Source organism: Agromyces molybdatiresistens (assembly GCF_052748445.2).
The window spans coordinates 1550484-1568847 of the sequence record NZ_CM188258.1; the positions used below are offsets into that span (position 1 = coordinate 1550484).

An 18364-nucleotide genomic window follows, 5' to 3' on the forward strand; every position below is an offset into this window, starting at 1 on the left:
AGGTCACACGATGACACTGGACAAGACCGTCGGATCGGCCGCTGAGGCGGTCGCCGACATCCCGGACGGCGCGTCGCTCGCCGTGGGCGGGTTCGGGCTCTGCGGCATCCCCATGGTGCTGATCGACGCACTGCTCGAACGGAAGGTCGGCGACCTGTCGGTCGTCTCGAACAACTGCGGGGTCGACGACTGGGGGCTCGGCGTGCTGCTCGGCGCAGGGCTGATCCGCAAGATGACCTCGTCGTACGTCGGCGAGAACAAGGAGTTCGAGCGGCAGTACCTCTCGGGCGAGCTCGAGCTCGAGCTGACGCCGCAGGGCACGCTCGCCGAGAAGCTGCGTGCCGGCGGCGCGGGCATCGCCGCGTTCTTCACGCAGACCGGCGTCGGCACGCAGGTCGCAGAGGGCGGGCTGCCGCAGAAGTACGCCGCCGACGGGTCGATCGCGGTCGCCTCGAAGCCCAAGCCCGTGCAGTCGTTCCAGGTGCGCGGCGAGGAGCACGAGTTCGTGCTCGAGGAGGCCATCACGACCGACTTCGCGCTCGTGCACGCGCTGAAGGGCGACCGGCACGGCAACCTCGTCTTCGACAAGTCGGCCCGGAACTTCTCGCCGCTCGCGGCGATGGCCGGCCGGATCTGCATCGCCGAGGTCGAGGAGCTCGTCGAGCCCGGCGAGATCGACCCGGACCTGGTGCACCTGCCCGGCATCTTCGTCGACCGGATCGTCGAGGTCGGCCGGGACGTGGAGAAGCGGATCGAACGGCGCACCGTGCGACAGGTCGACGAGACGGCGGAGGGGAACTGAGATGGCGCTCACCAGGCTGGAGATGGCCGCGCGCGCGGCGAAGGAGCTCGCCGACGGTTCGTACGTGAACCTCGGCATCGGCCTGCCGACGCTCGTGCCGAACTACGTGCCCGACGGGGTGACGGTCGTGCTGCAATCCGAGAACGGCATCCTCGGCGTCGGCCCGTACCCGACCGAGGACCAGGTCGACCCCGACCTCATCAACGCCGGCAAGGAGACCGTCACGGTCCTGCCCGGTGCGGCGTACTTCGACTCGGCCACGAGCTTCGGCATGATCCGCGGCGGCAAGGTCGACGCGGCCATCCTCGGCGCCATGCAGGTGTCGAAGGACGGCGACCTGGCGAACTGGATGATCCCCGGCAAGATGGTCAAGGGCCCCGGCGGCGCGATGGACCTCGTGCACGGCGCCCGCCGCCGCATCGTGCTGATGGAGCACGTCGCCAAGGACGGCTCGCCGAAGATCGTCGACTCGTGCTCGCTGCCGCTGACCGGCAGGGGCGTCGTCGACCGGATCATCACCGACCTCGCGGTCATCGATGTGACGCCCGACGGCCTGAGGCTCGTCGAGGTCGCCCCCGGCGTCACCGTCGACGAGGTCGTGCAGAAGACGCAGCCCCCGCTCGACACCGGCGCCGTCGCAGCCCCGGCGGTCGAGTAGGCCCGCCAGGGCCCTCTCGAGACCCACCCCGCGAAAGGATCCGTCATGGTCGACACCATCCTCCCCGGCATCACCGCACTCTCGGTGACCACGCCGCGCTACACCGCCCAGGTGCTCGAACGGCCCGCCGATGCGGCGGCCGGCGCGGCACGCACCGTGCTGTTCGTCCACGGAAACGTGTCGTCATCGCTGTTCTGGCAGCCCACGATGCTCGCGCTCCCGGGAGACGTGCGCGCGCTCGCCGTGGACCTCCGCGGCTTCGGCGGCAGCGAGGTGCTCCCCGTCGACGCCGCGCGCGGTCTCGGCGACTTCGCCGAGGACCTCGCGTCGGCGATCGCCGAGGTCGGCCTCGCCGACGTCCACCTCGTGGGCTGGAGCATGGGCGGCGGCGTCGTGCTGCAGGCGCTGCTCGAGCACGAGCTGTCCGTGGCGTCCGTCACGCTCGTGAACCCCGTCTCGCCCTACGGCTTCGGGGCGACGGATGCCACGGGAGAGCTGCTCACGGCGGACGCGGCCGGCTCGGGCGGCGGGGGAGCGAACCCCGACTTCATCGCCCGGCTGCGCGACGGCGACCGCAGTGCCGACGCACCGTCGTCGCCGCGCTCGGTCTACCTGGGCACGTACGTGACGCCCGGCTTCACCTCCGAGCACGACGACCTCTGGGTCGAGTCGATGCTCACGACCGCGATCGGCGAGGGCAACTACCCGGGCGACTCGCGGGCCTCGGAGAACTGGCCGGGGTTCGCGCCGGGCGACCGTGGCGTGCTGAACACGATGGCGCCGACCCGCTTCGATGTGAGCGGCATCGTCGACCTCCCCGCGAAGCCTCCGATCCTCTGGATCCGCGGCGCGAACGACGTCATCGTCTCCGACACGTCGTTGTTCGACCTCAACAACCTCGGTGCGCTCGGCGTCATCCCGGGATGGCCGGGCGCCGAGGTGGCCCCGCCGCAGCCGATGATCGCGCAGACACGGGCGGTGCTCGAGCGCTACGCCGAACGCGGCGGGTCGTACCGCGAGGCGGTGTTCGCGGCATCCGGCCACTCGCCACTGCTCGAGGAGCCCGAGCGATTCGTCGCCGAGCTCATCGCGCAGCTCGACGGCGAGAGCACCGCGGCCGCCTGATCCGGAGGGTCGATACCGTTTCGTGACGCGGGGGTGCGCTGGTGGGCGTGCCTCCGCTGCCATACTCGGTGAACGGTTCCCCGCCACGCATCCGACAGGAGCCAAGATGTCCCGAACCCACCCCCTCGCCCGTCGATCCAGCCTTCGTGCGGTGCTCGCCATGCCCGTCGTCGTCGTCGGGCTCATGCTGGGCGGATGCGCCGTCGGCCCGATCACGGTGACGTCCCCGACGCCGGAGCCGACCGCCTCGACGGAACCGGCCGCCGAGCCGGAGCCGCTGACGACCGTCGTCGCCGCCGTCATCCGGCCCGAATCCCTCGAGCTCCGCGATGCCGATGGGGCCGTCGTCGTGGGCGTGGACTACCTGGCACCGAGTGCCGACGCGGTCGTGACGCTCACGTCGCTCCTCGAGGAGGAGGCGACGACCGAGGAATTCCCGGGCAGCGGCCACTTCCCGCCCACGACCGTCCACCGCTGGGAGGGCATCGAGCTGTGGGAGCAGCGATACGTCGACGAATGGGCCGACACCGAACGCTCCCTCGCGCGACCGGAGTTCATGGTGCGGCTCGTCGCAGCGGAGGCGTCCGGCATCGACCTCGCCACATCGGACGGTCGGCACGTCGGCGACGCCTGGGCGGAGCTCATCGCGGAGCCCGACATCCACACGGTGGCCTCTGGCTGCTCCGGTCCCTATCTGGACTTCGTCGAGGTCCCGGATCGTCATTCGCAGGTCACGGGCACGACGATGAAGGTCAGTGTCGAGTTCGATCCGACCACCGACGAAGCGGCGATCGGGTCGGTCAGCGCGCCGATGCCGGTCTTCGAGGACGCCTGCGCCTGAGAGCGCCCCGCCTCGGCGGCGAGGGCCGGCGACCGGACGTCGCGGCGCCGGTCGCAGTGGCGGGCCGTCGGCGCGCCACCCCTCGCGCGATGCGGCCGACGCCGGGCAGGATGGGTCGGACCGCCGACCGAGGGGGGTGCCATGCAACCGGTGGATCCGCGCGACCCGCGCAAGCCCGCCAGGCTCACCGAGATCACGCCGCGCGCGTGGAGGTACGTGGCGCGTCGGACCATCCGGGAGTTCATCGACGACGAGTGCGTGGACACGGCCTCGGCCCTGACCTTCTGGGGCACGCTGGCGCTGTTCCCGGGTCTGCTCGCCGTCACCTCGCTGCTCGCGCTCATCGGGCAGGACGGACGGGCGATCCGCGAACTGCTCGACCTCGCGCAGCAGGTCTCCCCGGGTGCGGCCCTCGACGTCGTCGCCGAGCCGCTGCGGACCTTCGCCGGGTCCCGGGCGGCCGGTATCGGCTTCGTCACGGGTCTCGCGATCGCCCTCTGGTCGGCGTCGGGCTACATCGCAGCCTTCACGCGCGCGATGAACAGGATCTACGAGGTCGAGGAGGGGCGGCCGTTCTGGAAGCTGCGCCCGTACCAGCTGCTCCTCACCGTCGCCGCGATCCTGCTCGTCGCGATCGTCGCCGCGATCCTCGTCGTCTCCGGACCGGTGACGGACGCCCTCGGCTCGCTGCTGGGACTCGGCGAATCCGTCCGCACGGTGTGGGAGGTCGCCAAGTGGCCGCTGCTCGCCTTCGTGGTCGTGCTCGTCGTCGCCTTGCTGTACCAGGCGACGCCGAACGTGCGGCAACCTCGCTTCCGCTGGATCAGCCTCGGCGCACTGCTCGCGATCGCCCTGCTCGTCATCGCCTCGGCCGGGTTCGCGCTCTACGTCGCGAACTTCTCCAACTACGACCGCACCTACGGCTCGCTCGCCGGCATCGTGGTCTTCCTGCTGTGGCTCTGGATCTCGAACAGCGCGTTGCTGCTCGGTGCGGAGTTCAACGCCGAACTGGAGCGTGCGCGTCAACTCCAGGCGGGCATCCCCGCCGAGGAGCGGATGAACCTGCCCCGCCGCGAGACCAGCCGGCTCGAGAGCACGGAGGAGGCGGAATGGCGCGACCGCCGGCTCGGGCGCGCTATCCGGCGGGAGGCCGACACCCCGGGCGACGACGACGCCGTCGGCTGAGAGCGTCGCCGGGCGGGACTGCGCGACCGCGAGACATCCGTTCGATGGAGGTGCCGCCCAGCGGCGCCGCCGTAGACTCGAGACCGTGCCTGCAGTGAATCTCGGAATGCCCAAGGTCCCCGAAGTCCTCGCGCCCCGGCGCAAGTCCCGGCAGATCAAGGTGGGCAAGGTGCTCGTTGGAGGCGACGCACCCGTGAGCGTGCAGTCGATGACCACGACCCCGACGCCGAACATCAACGCCACCCTCCAGCAGATCGCAGAGCTCACCGCGTCCGGCTGCGACATCGTGCGCGTCGCGGTGCCGAGCCGCGACGACGCCGAGGCCCTGCCGATCATCGCGAAGAAGAGCCAGATCCCGGTCATCGCCGACATCCACTTCCAGCCGAACTACGTCTACGCGGCGATCGACGCCGGATGCGCGGCGGTCCGCGTGAACCCGGGCAACATCCGCAAGTTCGACGACCAGGTCGGCGAGATCGCGCGTCGCGCGAGGGAGGCCGGGGTCTCGATCCGCATCGGCGTCAATGCCGGCTCGCTCGACCCGCGACTGCTGCAGAAGTACGGCAAGGCGACCCCCGAGGCGCTCGTCGAGTCGGCCGTCTGGGAGGCGAGCCTCTTTGAGGAGCACGACTTCCACGACTTCAAGATCTCGGTCAAGCACAACGACCCCATCGTCATGGTGAAGGCGTACCGCATGCTCGCCGAGCGCGGCGACTGGCCGCTGCACCTCGGCGTCACCGAGGCCGGCCCGGCCTTCCAGGGCACGATCAAGTCGGCGACCGCCTTCGGCATCCTCCTCGGCGAGGGCATCGGCGACACCATCCGCGTCTCGCTGTCGGCCCCGCCCGTCGAGGAGGTCAAGGTCGGCCTGCAGATCCTGCAGTCGCTGAACCTCCGCGAGCGCAAGCTCGAGATCGTCTCGTGCCCGTCGTGCGGCCGTGCGCAGGTCGACGTGTACAAGCTCGCCAACGACGTGACCGACGGGCTCGAGGGCATGAGCGTGCCGCTCCGCGTCGCCGTGATGGGCTGCGTCGTGAACGGGCCCGGCGAGGCGCGCGAGGCCGACCTCGGTGTCGCATCGGGCAACGGCAAGGGGCAGATCTTCGTCAAGGGCGAGGTCATCAAGACGGTGCCCGAGGCCGAGATCGTGCAGACGCTCATCGACGAGGCGAACCGCATCGCCGATGAGATGGGCGCCGACGCGCCGGTCGGCGCGCCGACGGTCGTCACCTCCTAGGCGAGGGATGCCCGGCGGCGGATGCCGCAAGCCCTGTCCGCACCCGTCCGGCGCACGTAGTCTGGCCGCCACGGGCGTCCCGAGCGGCGCCGACGGAGGGGGAGACGATGAGCGGCGAGAAGCAGTACGAGTACCCGGACGAAGCGGGCTACCCCGACGGCACCGGCACGCTCGATGAGGGCGTCGGCCACGACGCCGTGGCGGAGGGAGGCGCGGGCGGTGCCGGTGATGCCGGCACCGACGCCGACGAGGCCGATGCGGCGGAGTCCGAGCTGAACGAGTTCGCGATGGAGGACGAGGAGGACCTCGACGGGAACGTGTGACCGCGCGGCGCAGCGCCGGGAGTCCGAACGGCGCGCGGAGGCGGCATCCGCTCGTCAGTAGAATCTTCGGGTGCCCACACGCCTGACGAACTTCTTCCTCCGCACGCTCCGCGAAGACCCGGCCGACGCCGAGGTCGCGAGCCACAAGCTGCTCGTGCGCGCCGGCTACATCCGCCGCCAGGCGCCTGGGGTGTTCGCGTGGCTGCCGCTCGGCCTGCGCGTCAAGGCGAAGATCGAGCGCGTCGTCCGCGAGGAGATGGAGCGCGCGGGGGCGCACGAGGTGCACTTCCCCGCGCTGCTGCCGCGCGAGCCCTACGAGCAGACCGGCCGTTGGACCGAGTACGGCGACGCCCTGTTCCGCCTGAAGGACCGCAAGGACGCCGACTACCTGCTCGCGCCCACGCACGAGGAGGTCTTCACGCTGCTCGTGAAGGACCTCTACTCCTCGTACAAGGAACTGCCGCTCACGATCTACCAGATCCAGGACAAGTACCGCGACGAGGCGCGGCCGCGGGCCGGCCTCCTGCGCGGTCGCGAGTTCACGATGAAGGACGCCTACTCGTTCGACGTGAGCGACGCGGGGCTCGACGCGAGCTACCAGGCCCAGCGCGACGCCTACGAGCGCATCTTCACCCGGCTCGGCCTCGACTACGTCATCGTGAAGGCGGATGCCGGCGCCATGGGCGGCTCGAAGAGCGAGGAGTTCCTGCACCCGACGCCGGTCGGCGAGGACACGTTCGTTCGCTCGGCGGGCGGCTACGCGGCCAACGTCGAGGCGTTCACGACCGTGGCGCCCGAGCCGATCCCGTTCGACGGGCTGCCGTCGGCCGAGATCCTCGACTCGCCGAACACCCCGACCATCGCGACCCTCGTCGACCTCGCGAACCTCGAGTACCCGCGCCCCGACGGTCGCGACTGGACCGCGGCCGACACGCTGAAGAACGTCGTGCTCGCGCTCACCCACCCCGACCACACGCGCGAGATCGTGGTCGTCGGCATCCCCGGCGACCGCGAGGTCGACGCGAAGCGCGTCGAGGTGGCGTTCGCGCCCGCCGAGGTCGAGCCGGCGACCGACGAGGACTTCGCCAAGCACCCCGGCCTCGTGAAGGGCTACATCGGACCGTGGTCGCCCGAGGGCCCCGTGCTCGGCGCCGAGTCCTCGACCGGCATCCGCTTCCTCGTCGACCCGCGGATCGTCGACGGCACCGAGTGGATCACCGGAGCCAACCTCGACGAGAAGCACGTCTTCGGGCTCGTCGCCGGCCGCGACTTCGTCGCCGACGGCACCATCGAGGCCGCGAGCGTGCGCGAGGGCGACCCGGCACCGGATGGCTCGGGGCCGGTCGAGCTCGCCCGCGGCATGGAGATCGGCCACGTGTTCCAGCTCGGCCGCAAGTACGCCGAGGCGCTCGGCCTCAAGGTGCTCGACGAGAACGGCAAGCTCGCGACCGTCACGATGGGGTCCTACGGCATCGGCGTGACGCGCATCCTCGCGATCATCGCCGAGCTGCACAACGACGACAAGGGGCTCGTGTGGCCCGAGTCCGTCGCCCCGTTCGACGTGCACGTGCTCGCGACCGGCAAGGACGCCGCGGCCTTCGAGGCCGCCGAGCGGGTCGTGGCCGACCTCGAGGCGGCGCGGTTCGAGGTGCTCTTCGACGACCGCCCGAAGCTGTCGCCGGGCGTGAAGTTCGCCGACGCCGAGCTCATCGGCGTGCCGAAGATCGTGATCGCGGGGCGCGGCGTCGCCGACGGCGTGGTCGAGGTCTGGGATCGTGCCACGGGCGAGCGCACGAGCGTGCCGATCGACGGCGTCCGCGAGGCGCTCGGCAGCTGAGGCCCTCGATCCCGACGTGACGAGGGCCGGTACGGATGATCCGTACCGGCCCTCGTGCATGCGGCATCCGCCTACATGCGCGCGTATCGCGCGCGCGCGAAGCAGAAGACGCCGTAGATGATGAGACCGGCGCCGACGAGCCAGAGGATGATCGTGCCGAAGGGCAGCTCGGCGAGGCTCTTCAGCGCGGCATCGAGCCCGCCGGCCTTCTCGGCGTCGTGCGTCAGCGAGGCGACGACGAACAGCACGCCGACCACGCCGATCGCGATGCCCTTGGCGATGTAGCCGACGGTGCCGAAGGTCACGATGCCCTTGCGCGCCGTGCCCGCCGGGAGCGCGAGGTGCTTCTCGAACCGCTTCGTCGCGCCGCGGTAGACGAACGCCACGCCGACGCCGATCACGATGAGCCCGATGAGGACGAGGAGGAAGACGCCGCCCGGCGTCGCGAGGAGCTGGGCGCTGAGGCTCTGCGTCGACTGGTCGGAGTTCGAACTGCCTCCGCGCGCATAGACGATCGCCGTGATGCCGATCGAGATGTAGGCGATCGCGGTGCCGACGTACTTGACCCGGTAGCCCCACTTCTTCTTCGTGTCGGGGTCGCGGACGAGGAACGCCTCCGTCACCTGCCAGATCGCGAGTGCGAACAGTCCGATCGCGATCACCCAGAGCAGGACGAGCCCGAAGGGCAGGCTGGCGAGCTGCTGCATGGCCCCGCCCTGGTCGGCCTCGCCACCGGCCCCCTGGGCCACCGAGATCGCGATGCCGCCGATCACGATGTGGACGATGCCGAGCACGACGTATCCGATGCGTGCGGCGGTGCGGAATGCCTTGGAGTTCTGTGCCGCGTCGGCCGCGGCCTTGCCGGTATCGGTCATCATGCTCGCAGCGTAGCGATGCCGCGGTGTAGCGAGCGAGGCCCCCGTTCCCGCTTGCGCACGGCCGTCGCGCGGTGGTATCCGCGGGCGCGGGCGCGGGCGGCGTCGCACCGGGCATCGAGCACAGCGGGATCCGGCGCCGCGCGGACCGCGGGTCGGTTCCCGGATCGGTCGCCGCGCGTTCACCCGGGCGATGCCGTGGCGTCGGGCGCGGGTCATCCGGCACCGACAGGCTCGGCGCGACCCTCCGGCCCGACGGGCGGGCCGCCGCGCACTGAACGAGGAGCATCCATGACCATCCCCGAACTCCGCCTGACCCCCGTCTCGCACGCGATCGGCAAGCGCTCGCCGGTGACCTGCCGCCTGAAGTGCGCCGACGCGTGCCTCGGCCCGGAGTGCAACACCTCCGCGAACGCGCACTTCCGCGACATCGCCTCGCAGGCCATCTCGCGCCGCTCGGTGCTCGGCCTCGGTGTCGCCGGCGCCATCGGCCTGGTCTTCGGCGGCGCCGCGGGCGGCGGGAACGTCGGCCCGGCGTTCGCGGCGAAGCCCGGCGCCGCGGGCCTCGGCTTCGACCCGATCGCGCCCGTCGGTCGCTACGTCGACGACTTCACGGTGCCCGCCGGCTACCGCTGGCAGCCGATCATCCGCTGGGGCGACCCGCTGTTCTCGTCGGTCCCGGCATTCGACTTCGACCACCAGACCGCCGCGGCGCAGGCCGGGCAGTTCGGCTACAACAACGACTACCTCGACATCATCGCCGACCCGAGCGGGAAGACCGGCGTGCTCGTGACCAACCACGAGTACGTGAACCCGGAGCTGATGTTCGCCCCGACGACCGACCCCGACGAGCTGCGGGCGCGCAGCGAGGTCTTCAAGGCCGCGATGGGCATGGCCGTCGTCGAGCTGAAGCGCGAGCGCGTCGGCGACCCGTGGACGTACGTCGTCGACGGCAGGCGCAACCGCCGCGTGACCGTCGAGACCACCTTCGAGCTGACCGGGCCCGCCGCGGGCTCCGACCTCGTGAAGACCGCCGCCGACCCCGAGGGGCGGTGGGTGAAGGGCACGCTCGGCAACTGCGCCGGCGGCACCACGCCGTGGGGCACCGTGCTCTCCGGCGAGGAGAACTTCAACGGCTACTTCGCCTGGGCCGCCGACACCGCCGAGCAGCGCCGCTACAGCAGCCGATCGACGACCTCGACCGAGACCGGCTGGGAGCGGTACGACGCACGCTTCGACGCGCACGACCCCGGATACGTGAACGAGCCGAACCGCTTCGGCTACATCGTGGAGATCGACCCGAGCGACCCGACGTCGACGCCGCTGAAGCACACCGCGATGGGGCGCTTCAAGCACGAGGGCGCCAACGTCACCGTCGCCGAGGACGGCCGCGTCGTGGCCTACATGGGCGACGACGAGCGCAACGACTACCTCTACAAGTTCGTGTCGAAGGGTCGCTACACCGCGGCGACCTCGACCGCGGCGCGCAAGCGGAACATGCGACTCCTGAGCGAGGGCGACCTGTTCGTCGCGAAGTTCTCGGGCAACTCGCCCGCGGCCGAGATCACCGGCTCGGGCGAGCTCCCGGGTGACGGCGCGTTCGACGGCGTCGGCGAGTGGATCGCGCTCACGCGCGGCGGCGAGAGCGTCGTCCCGGGCATGACCACCGAGCAGGTCCTCGTCTACACCCGCCTCGCCGCCGATCTCGTGGGGGCCACCAAGATGGACCGCCCGGAGGACGTCGAGCCGAACCCGCTGACCGGCAAGGTGTACCTCGCGCTCACGAACAACTCCAACCGCGCCATGGTCGGCGGCCCCGCCGTCGACGAGGTCAACCCGATCACGGGCAACCGCTTCGGCCACGTCGTGGAGATGACCGAGACGGCCGGCCAGGCCGGTGAGACGTTCGGCTGGAGCATCCTGCTCCTCTGCGGCGACCCCGCGGTGACCGGGTACACCTACTTCGCCGGCTTCCCGAAGGAACTCGTGTCGCCGATCTCGTGCCCCGACAACGTCGCGTTCGACTCCGAGGGCAACCTCTGGATCTCGACCGACGGCCAGCCGAGCACGATCGGCTACAACGACGGCCTGTTCCGCGTGCCGCTCGAGGGCGACCAGCGCGGCAACGTGCAGCAGTTCCTCGCCGTGCCGCGGGAGGCCGAGACCTGCGGCCCCGTGATCCACGACCGTGAGGGCCTCGTGTTCGTCGCGGTCCAGCACCCGGGCGAGAACGGCGCCGTCGGGGCGCAGACCTCGCTCTTCCCCGACTACGTCCAGCAGCACTCCGGCGACAAGGTCGCCGCGCCGCGGCCGTCCGTCGTGCAGGTCTGGCAGGGCTGAGCCGGCCGGTCGCGCAGGCGGTGACGGATGCCACGCGGCATCCGTCACCGCCCTTCGCCGCGTGCGCGTCGCGCGCCGCTACTCCTCGTGGTGCACGTGGTCCCGGTGCTTCGACGCCTGGCGCTTCGCCGTCGCGACATCGATGGGGCCCGTGACCGAGCGTTCGTCGACCCAGCACTCGATGCCCGAGACATCCGGGAGCAGGTCGCGGGTGAACACGGGGTCGCGGCCCTGACGCCGCTGATGCGTGTAGTCGCGCAGCAATCGGAATGCCACGCCCGACAGCAGAGCGATCGCGATGAGGTTGACGAGCGCCATGAGGCCCATCACCCCGTCGGCGGTGTTCCAGACGAGGTCGGATGCCGCGACCGAGCCGACGAAGATCGCGACGACGACGAGCGACCGGTACGTGGTGAGCAGCCAGGGCTTCGGGGAGATGAACTCGATGTTCGACTCCCCGTAGTAGTAGTTGCCGAGGATCGAGCTGAACGCGAGCAGGAACACGACGATCGTGAGCAGGATGCTCGCCCAGGGCCCGAGATTGGCGACCATCGCATCCTGCGTGAGGCCGATCCCGCGCTCCGCGCTCGCGAGGTCGGGGTTCGAGACCAGGATGATGAACGCCGTGATCGAGCAGACGAGGAAGGTGTCGAAGTAGACGCCGAGCGTCTGCACGAGGCCCTGCTTGACGGGATGCGTGACCGCCGCGCTCGCGCCCGCGTTGGGCGCCGAGCCGAGGCCCGCCTCGTTCGAGAACATGCCGCGCTTGACGCCCGTCAGGATGATCGTGCCGAGCGTCGCTCCGACCACCTCGTTGAACCCGAACGCCTCGGTGAAGATGGAGGCGAACACCTCGGGCAGTCGCGTGATGTTCAGGGCGACGATGATGAGGCCGACGAGCAGGTAGATGAGCGCCATGAGCGGCACGACCGCCTGGGTCACGTGCGCGATGCGGCGGACGCCGCCGAAGACGACGAGGCCGGTGAGCACCGCGAGCACGGCCCCGGCGACCCAGGCGATCCACTCGCCGCCGCCGTCGGGCGCGACCGCGCCCGTCAGCGAGGCGCTGATCGTGTTCGCCTGCAGCGACGAGAACGCGAACGGGAAGCAGACGATGAGGATGACGGCGAACAGGATGCCGGCCCAGCGGGCCTTGAGCCCGCGCTCGATGTAGTACGCCGGCCCGCCGCGGAAGCCGTCCTTGTCGCGGACCTTGAAGAGCTGGCCGAGGCTGGACTCGACGAACGCGGAGGCGCCGCCGATGAAGGCCATGAGCCACATCCAGAAGATGGCACCCGGTCCGCCGATCGCGATCGCCGTGCCGACGCCGGCGATGTTGCCGACGCCGACGCGCGAGGCCGCGGAGATCGTGAACGCCTGGAACGCCGACACCGACTGCGGTTCGCCGGACTCGTCGCGCGGCGTCCTGTCGGTGAGGGTCCGGAACATCTCGGGGATGAGGCGGAACTGCACGACGCCCGAGCGCACCGTGAAGTAGAGGCCGAGCAGCACCACCACGGGCAGCACGATCCAGGTCCAGAGCATGTCGCCCGCGGCGAGCACGAGGTCGTTGAGCGCGTCCATCCGCACAGCATGGCAGGCGACGCGAGCGAACCTCGGGAAATCGGCGGTTCGGCGTGGTCGACGGGCGTCCCTCAGGTGGTGGCGGAGCCCGATCGACGCGCGACCACGAGCCGCTCGACCGCGTCGGCGGCGGAGGTCGCGGCATCCGTCGCCCGCAGCCGCTCGCCGAGCACCTGCGCACGCCGGCGCAGGTCGGCGTCGGCGAGGAGCCGGGTGGTTGCGGCGGCGATGCGATCGGCGCGCGCGAAGCGGGGGAGCACCCCGCCGACCCCGGCGCGTTCGATGCTGCGGCCGACCGCCGGCTGGTCGAGCAGCGGATGCATCGGCAGCACCAGGACCGGCACGCCGTGGGCCAGTGCGCGGAACGTCGTCGAGTGCCCGCCGTGCCCGATCAGGAGCGAGGCACGCGCGAAGAGCTCGCCGTGGTCGGCCCGGTCCCGGATCTCGACGTTCGACGGCGTGCGGAGGTCCCGATCCGGCCGGAGCCCGCCCAGGGTCAGGACGGCGCGGACGGGCAGCGCGCCGAGCGCCGTCGCGATGCGCTGGTAGGCATCCGTCTGGCCCGGGAACCACGTGGTCGACAGGCTGACCACGATGAGCGGGGGGCCCGGGTCCGGACGGGCGGGCGTCCCCGTCTCGATCGCCCCCACCCAGGCGGCATCGCCCGACGCCGCAGGGGAGGATCCGGTCGACGCCGGGTCGAGCTCGCGGTCGGAGACGACGAGCCGCAGGTCCGCCCGCCGCCACTCGTCGAGGGGGTCGACGCCGCGGAGTCGGGCGAGCGTGCCCGCCGGTCCGAGCCGATAGGCGCGCTCCCAGAACGACAGGTACGTGTGGAAGAGCGCCGCGGTGGGCACCCCGGCCGTGCGCGCGCCGCGGATCGCCGTCGGCATCAGGCAGTCGATCACCGCCAGGTCGTCTCGCGCGAGCACGTCGGCCGCCTCGCGTTCGAGCGACGGATCGGCGGCGAGCCGACCGGCCTCGCGCGCGGCCCGGGTCATACTGCGCGGTCCGCTGGAGTCCCAGAATCCGATCGACTCCAGCGGTCGGAAGCGGTGCCCCGCCTCCGCCACGCGATCGGCCTGCCGCCGGTGGCCGTGAACGGTCACGCCGTGACCGCGACTCGCGAGCTCGTCCGCGAGGCGCAGTGCGGGAGGCACGTTGCCGCCCGCGTCGACGGTGACGATCGCGATGTCCGGCATGGTGGATCCCTTCCGACGGCCGGCGGGTCAGCCCATGACACCCGACCTGCGGCGGCCCTGTCAACGGGGGCCGCGGCGGATGCCACCCTCGAATGACGGTGGGTCACGCCATCCGCTACTCTTGAGTGTTCCGCCCTCGAGGGGAGGCGGATGAGAGCTGAATAGAGGAGGCCGGAATGGACATCGACCTCAGCGTGCTCCGCATGATGGAGCGCGAGAAGGAGATCCCGTTCGACGAACTGGTGCAGATCATCGAGCAGGCGATCCTGATGGCCTACCTCAAGCACACCAACCCAGCCCAGCACGGGCACGCGAACCCGAAGGGCGCCCGTGCGCACCTCGATCGCAAGACCGGGCACGTGTCGATCTACGTGCCCGAGTACGACGAGGAGGGGAACGTCATCGGCGAGGCCGAGGACTCCCCGAGCGACTTCGGCCGCATCGCGGCGTTCGCCGCGAAGCAGGTCATCAACCAGCGCCTCCGGGACATCGCCGACGACGCCGTCCTCGGCGAGTTCCGCGGCCGCGAGGGCGACATCGTCGCCGGCATCATCCAGCAGGGCCCGAACCCGCGGATGGTGCACATCGACCTCGGCACGGTCGAGGCCATCCTGCCGCCCGAGGAGCAGGTGCCCGGCGAGGAGTACCCCCACGGCCAGCGGATCCGCGTCTACGTCACGAGCGTCGCCAAGGGCGCGAAGGGGCCGTCGATCACGGTCTCGCGGACGCACCCCGCGCTCGTCCGGAAGCTCTTCGCCCTCGAGGTGCCCGAGATCGCCTCCGGCGTCGTCGAGATCGTGTCGCTCGCGCGCGAGGCGGGTCACCGCACGAAGATCGCGGTCCGCGCGAACCAGCCGGGGGTGAACGCGAAGGGCGCGTGCATCGGCGAGCTCGGCCAGCGCGTGCGTGCGGTGACCGCCGAGCTCGGCAGCGAGAAGATCGACATCGTCGACTGGAACGAGGATCTCTCGACCTTCGTCGCCTCGGCGCTGTCGCCGGCCAAGGTCACCAGTGCCTACGTGATCGACGAGAACACCCGCGCCGTGCGTGCGCTGGTGCCCGACTACCAGCTGTCGCTCGCCATCGGCAAGGAGGGCCAGAACGCCCGTCTCGCCGCGAAGCTCACGGGCGCGAAGATCGACATCCAGCCGGACTCGATCCTCGACCAGGCGTGACGCTCGGCCGCGTTCCCGGGGGTTGTCCGGAGACGCACAGGCCGGAGGTGTAGGATGGAACCCGTCAGAACGTGCATCGGATGCCGTTCGCGCGCCCCGCGGTCCTCGCTTCTGAGGGTCGTCGCCCAGCAATCCCGAGTCGTCGCCGATACGTCGGCGGTGCTCCCGGGGCGAGGCGCGTGGCTCCATCCGAGGCTCGAGTGCCTCCGACTCGCCCAGCGACGCCGCGCCTTCGGGCGCGCGCTCCGCGTGACCGGCGAGCTGGACACATCCGATCTGGAGAACAGGCTGAACGGCTAATGGACAACTCATGAGCGGCTCGAAATGAGACCCGTCCGTCATTGATGGTCCCCCCTGTTTCGGGGTGGACCCGGAACAGGAGAGAAGTGGCTGCCAAACCACGCGTACACGAGATCGCCAGCGAGCTCGGCGTCGACAGCAAGGTCGCGCTCGAGAAGCTGAAGGAGATGGGCGAATACGTCAAGGGCCCGTCGTCCTCGATCGAACCCCCCGTCGCACGTCGCCTGCGGGCCGCCCTCGAGGGCGCCGCGGCGAACACGGCCCCAGCGGCGGCACCCAAGCCCGCCGGGGCCAAGCCCGGTCCCAAGCCGGCGCCGAAGCCCGCGGCCGCGCCGCAGGGCGACGCCCCGATGAGCGTCGCCGAGCGCCAGGCCGAGGCCGAGAGGAAGGCGGCCGCTGCGGCCGCCGAGAAGGCCGCGTCCGAGAAGGCCGCACCGGCTGCTCCGGCTGAGGCCGCCGCACCGTCGGCTCCTCGCCCGAGCTCCGCGCCCAAGCCCGGCGCGCCCAAGCCCGCCGACGTCGCGCGCCCCGGCTCGCCGAAGCCCGGCCAGAGCGCTCCGCGTCCGGGCGGCCCGCGCCCCGGCGCGCCGCGCCCCGGCAACAACCCCTACTCGAGCTCGCAGGGCATGGGCCAGCGCCCGAGCCAGCCGCGTCCGGGCAACAACCCGTTCTCGAGCTCGCAGGGCATGGGCCAGCGCCCGAGCCCGGGCAACATCCCGCGGCCGCAGCCTCCTCGTCCCGGTTCGCCGCGCCCCGGCGCGCCGCGTCCCGGTGGCGGCGCCGGCGGCGGTCGTCCGGGAGGCTTCCAGCGTCCCGGCGGCGGTGGCGGCGCGCGTCCCGGCGGCGGCGCCGGCGGCGGCTTCCGTCCGGGCGGGGCGCCCGGCGGCGGCTTCGGCGGCCCGCGTCCCGCGGGCGGCGGCGGTCGCGGTCGCGGTCCCGGCGGCGGTACCGCCGGCGCGTTCGGTCGCGGCGGCGGCAAGAGCAAGGCCCGCAAGTCCAAGCGGACGAAGCGGCAGGAATTCGAGATGCGGGAGGCCCCGTCGCTCGGCGGCGTGAGCGTCCCGCGCGGCGACGGCAACACCGTCATCCGCCTGCGCCGCGGCGCCTCGATCTCGGACTTCGCCGACAAGATCGACGCGAACCCCGGTTCGCTCGTCACGGTGCTCTTCCACCTCGGTGAGATGGCCACGGCGACCGAGTCGCTCGACGAGGCCACCTTCGAGGTGCTCGGCGCCGAGCTCGGCTACAAGATCCAGGTCGTCTCCCCGGAGGACGAGGACCGGGAGCTCCTCGAGGGCTTCGACATCGACCTCGACCAGGAGCTCGAGGACGAGTCGGACGAGGAGCTCGCACCGCGTCCGCCGGTCGTGACCGTCATGGGCCACGTCGACCACGGCAAGACGCGACTGCTCGACGCGATCCGCAGTGCGAACGTGGTCGCCGGCGAGGCCGGTGGCATCACCCAGCACATCGGTGCGTACCAGGTGCACACCGAGCACGAGGGGCTGGACCGCGCCATCACCTTCATCGACACCCCGGGCCACGAGGCGTTCACCGCCATGCGTGCCCGTGGTGCGCAGGTGACCGACATCGCGATCCTCGTGGTCGCGGCCGACGACGGCATCATGCCGCAGACGGTCGAGGCGCTGAACCACGCGCAGTCGGCGAACGTGCCGATCGTGGTCGCGGTGAACAAGATCGACAAGCCCGACGCCAACCCCCAGAAGGTGCGCCAGCAGCTCACCGAGTTCGGCCTCGTGGCCGAGGAGTACGGCGGCGACGTCATGTTCGTCGACGTGTCGGCGCGCGAGAACATCGGCATCCAGGACCTGCTCGACGCGGTCCTGCTGACCGCCGACGCCGGACTCGACCTGCGAGCCAACCCCGACAAGGACGCGCGCGGCGTGGCCATCGAGGCGAAGCTCGACAAGGGTCGCGGCGCCGTCGCGACCGTGCTGATCCAGTCCGGAACGCTGAAGGTCGGCGACGCGATCGTCGCCGGCACGGCCTACGGTCGCGTGCGTGCCATGGCCGACGAGAACGGCGACCCCGTGGTCGCCGCGACGCCGTCGCGTCCCGTCCAGGTGCAGGGCCTCTCGAGCGTCCCGCGTGCGGGCGACACCTTCCTCGTGACCGAGGAGGACCGCACGGCCCGCCAGATCGCCGAGAAGCGCGAGGCCGCCGAGCGGAACGCCCAGCTGGCGAAGGCCCGCAAGCGCATCTCGCTCGAGGACTTCACCCGTGCGCTCGAGGAGGGCAAGGTCGAGGCGCTCAACCTCATCATCAAGGGCGACGTGTCGGGTGCCGTCGAGGCGCTCGAGGAATCGCTCATGAAGATCGAGGTCGACGACTCGGTGCAGCTGCGCATCCTCCACCGCGGTGTGGGCGCCGTCACCGAGAGCGACATCGACCTCGCCACGATCGACAACGCGATCGTGATCGGGTTCAACGTCCGCCCCGACGTGAAGGCGCGCGAGCGCGCCGCCCGCGAGGGCGTGGACGTCCGCTTCTACAACGTCATCTACAACGCGATCGACGACATCGAGAACTCGCTCAAGGGCATGCTCAAGCCCGAGTTCGAAGAGGTGCAGTCGGGTGTCGCCGAGATCCGCGAGGTGTTCCGCTCCTCGAAGTTCGGCAACATCGCCGGTGTCATCGTGCGGTCGGGAACGATCACGCGCAACGCGAAGGCGCGCGTCATCCGCGACGGCGTCGTGGTCGGCGACAACCTCGCGATCGAATCGCTCCGCCGGTTCAAGGACGACGTCACCGAGGTCCGCACGGACTTCGAGGCGGGCATCGGCCTCGGCAAGTACAACGACATCCAGGTCGGCGACGAGATCGAGACCATCGAGATGCGCGAGAAGCCGCGGGCCTAGG

At 71.2% G+C, this 18364-nt stretch carries 15 protein-coding genes; 12 read left to right on the forward strand and 3 right to left on the reverse strand.

The window, feature by feature from the left end; all coding sequences use genetic code 11:
• The first annotated feature begins 10 nt into the window (after positions 1 to 10).
• From ACULK2_RS07040 to ACULK2_RS07075, 8 genes are all read left to right on the forward strand, one after another.
• The gene (locus tag ACULK2_RS07040; protein WP_445969239.1) at positions 11 to 802 is read left to right on the forward strand and encodes a CoA transferase subunit A; all 792 of its coding nucleotides are present in this window, start codon (positions 11 to 13) and stop codon (positions 800 to 802) included.
• 1 nt (position 803) lies between these two features.
• Positions 804 to 1460: a CoA transferase subunit B gene (locus tag ACULK2_RS07045; protein WP_445969238.1), complete on the forward strand. Its 657-nt coding sequence runs from the start codon at positions 804 to 806 to the stop codon at positions 1458 to 1460.
• A 45-nt stretch (positions 1461 to 1505) separates the two neighbouring features.
• Positions 1506 to 2585, forward strand: a complete 1080-nt coding sequence (locus ACULK2_RS07050) for an alpha/beta fold hydrolase (RefSeq protein ID WP_445969237.1) — start codon at positions 1506 to 1508, stop codon at positions 2583 to 2585.
• Positions 2586 to 2691: 106 nt separating this feature from the next.
• Positions 2692 to 3426 carry a hypothetical protein gene (locus tag ACULK2_RS07055; protein ID WP_445969236.1) on the forward strand — a complete coding sequence of 245 codons (735 nt, stop codon included), beginning with the start codon at positions 2692 to 2694 and terminating at the stop codon, positions 3424 to 3426.
• Between the two features lie 141 nt (positions 3427 to 3567).
• Positions 3568 to 4611, forward strand: coding sequence for a YihY/virulence factor BrkB family protein (locus ACULK2_RS07060; RefSeq protein ID WP_445969235.1), 1044 nt, complete (start codon positions 3568 to 3570; stop codon positions 4609 to 4611).
• A gap of 106 nt (positions 4612 to 4717) precedes the next feature.
• Positions 4718 to 5848, forward strand: a complete 1131-nt coding sequence (ispG, locus tag ACULK2_RS07065) for a flavodoxin-dependent (E)-4-hydroxy-3-methylbut-2-enyl-diphosphate synthase (protein WP_445969448.1) — start codon at positions 4718 to 4720, stop codon at positions 5846 to 5848.
• Between the two features lie 107 nt (positions 5849 to 5955).
• A complete protein-coding gene (locus ACULK2_RS07070) occupies positions 5956 to 6171 on the forward strand; it encodes a hypothetical protein (protein WP_445969234.1) in 216 nt (71 codons plus the stop codon).
• A gap of 70 nt (positions 6172 to 6241) precedes the next feature.
• Positions 6242 to 8008, forward strand: a complete 1767-nt coding sequence (locus ACULK2_RS07075) for a proline--tRNA ligase (RefSeq protein ID WP_445969233.1) — start codon at positions 6242 to 6244, stop codon at positions 8006 to 8008.
• A 71-nt stretch (positions 8009 to 8079) separates the two neighbouring features.
• Here the strand turns inward: ACULK2_RS07075 and ACULK2_RS07080 are convergent, their stop codons facing one another.
• The gene (locus ACULK2_RS07080; RefSeq protein WP_445969232.1) at positions 8080 to 8886 is read right to left on the reverse strand and encodes a DUF1206 domain-containing protein; all 807 of its coding nucleotides are present in this window, start codon (positions 8884 to 8886) and stop codon (positions 8080 to 8082) included.
• 288 nt (positions 8887 to 9174) lie between these two features.
• Between ACULK2_RS07080 and ACULK2_RS07085 the strand changes: the two genes are divergently transcribed.
• Positions 9175 to 11223 (forward strand): PhoX family protein, encoded by a 2049-nt coding sequence (locus ACULK2_RS07085; protein ID WP_445969231.1) that lies wholly within the window; start codon positions 9175 to 9177, stop codon positions 11221 to 11223.
• 78 nt (positions 11224 to 11301) lie between these two features.
• Here the strand turns inward: ACULK2_RS07085 and ACULK2_RS07090 are convergent, their stop codons facing one another.
• Both ACULK2_RS07090 and ACULK2_RS07095 read right to left on the reverse strand, forming a co-directional pair.
• Positions 11302 to 12807, reverse strand: coding sequence for an alanine/glycine:cation symporter family protein (locus ACULK2_RS07090; protein WP_445969230.1), 1506 nt, complete (start codon positions 12805 to 12807; stop codon positions 11302 to 11304).
• A gap of 71 nt (positions 12808 to 12878) precedes the next feature.
• Positions 12879 to 14009, reverse strand: coding sequence for a glycosyltransferase (locus ACULK2_RS07095; protein ID WP_445969229.1), 1131 nt, complete (start codon positions 14007 to 14009; stop codon positions 12879 to 12881).
• A 176-nt stretch (positions 14010 to 14185) separates the two neighbouring features.
• Between ACULK2_RS07095 and nusA the strand changes: the two genes are divergently transcribed.
• Genes nusA through infB form a run of 3 tightly spaced genes read left to right on the forward strand, consistent with a single transcriptional unit; the run spans position 14186 to position 18363 of the window.
• Positions 14186 to 15184 (forward strand): transcription termination factor NusA, encoded by a 999-nt coding sequence (gene nusA / locus ACULK2_RS07100; protein ID WP_445969228.1) that lies wholly within the window; start codon positions 14186 to 14188, stop codon positions 15182 to 15184.
• Between the two features lie 54 nt (positions 15185 to 15238).
• On the forward strand, positions 15239 to 15484 hold the full coding sequence (locus ACULK2_RS07105; RefSeq protein WP_445969227.1) for a YlxR family protein: 246 nt from the start codon (positions 15239 to 15241) through the stop codon (positions 15482 to 15484).
• Between the two features lie 44 nt (positions 15485 to 15528).
• Positions 15529 to 18363, forward strand: a complete 2835-nt coding sequence (infB, locus tag ACULK2_RS07110; protein ID WP_501044975.1) for a translation initiation factor IF-2 — start codon at positions 15529 to 15531, stop codon at positions 18361 to 18363.
• Position 18364 lies beyond the last annotated feature (1 nt).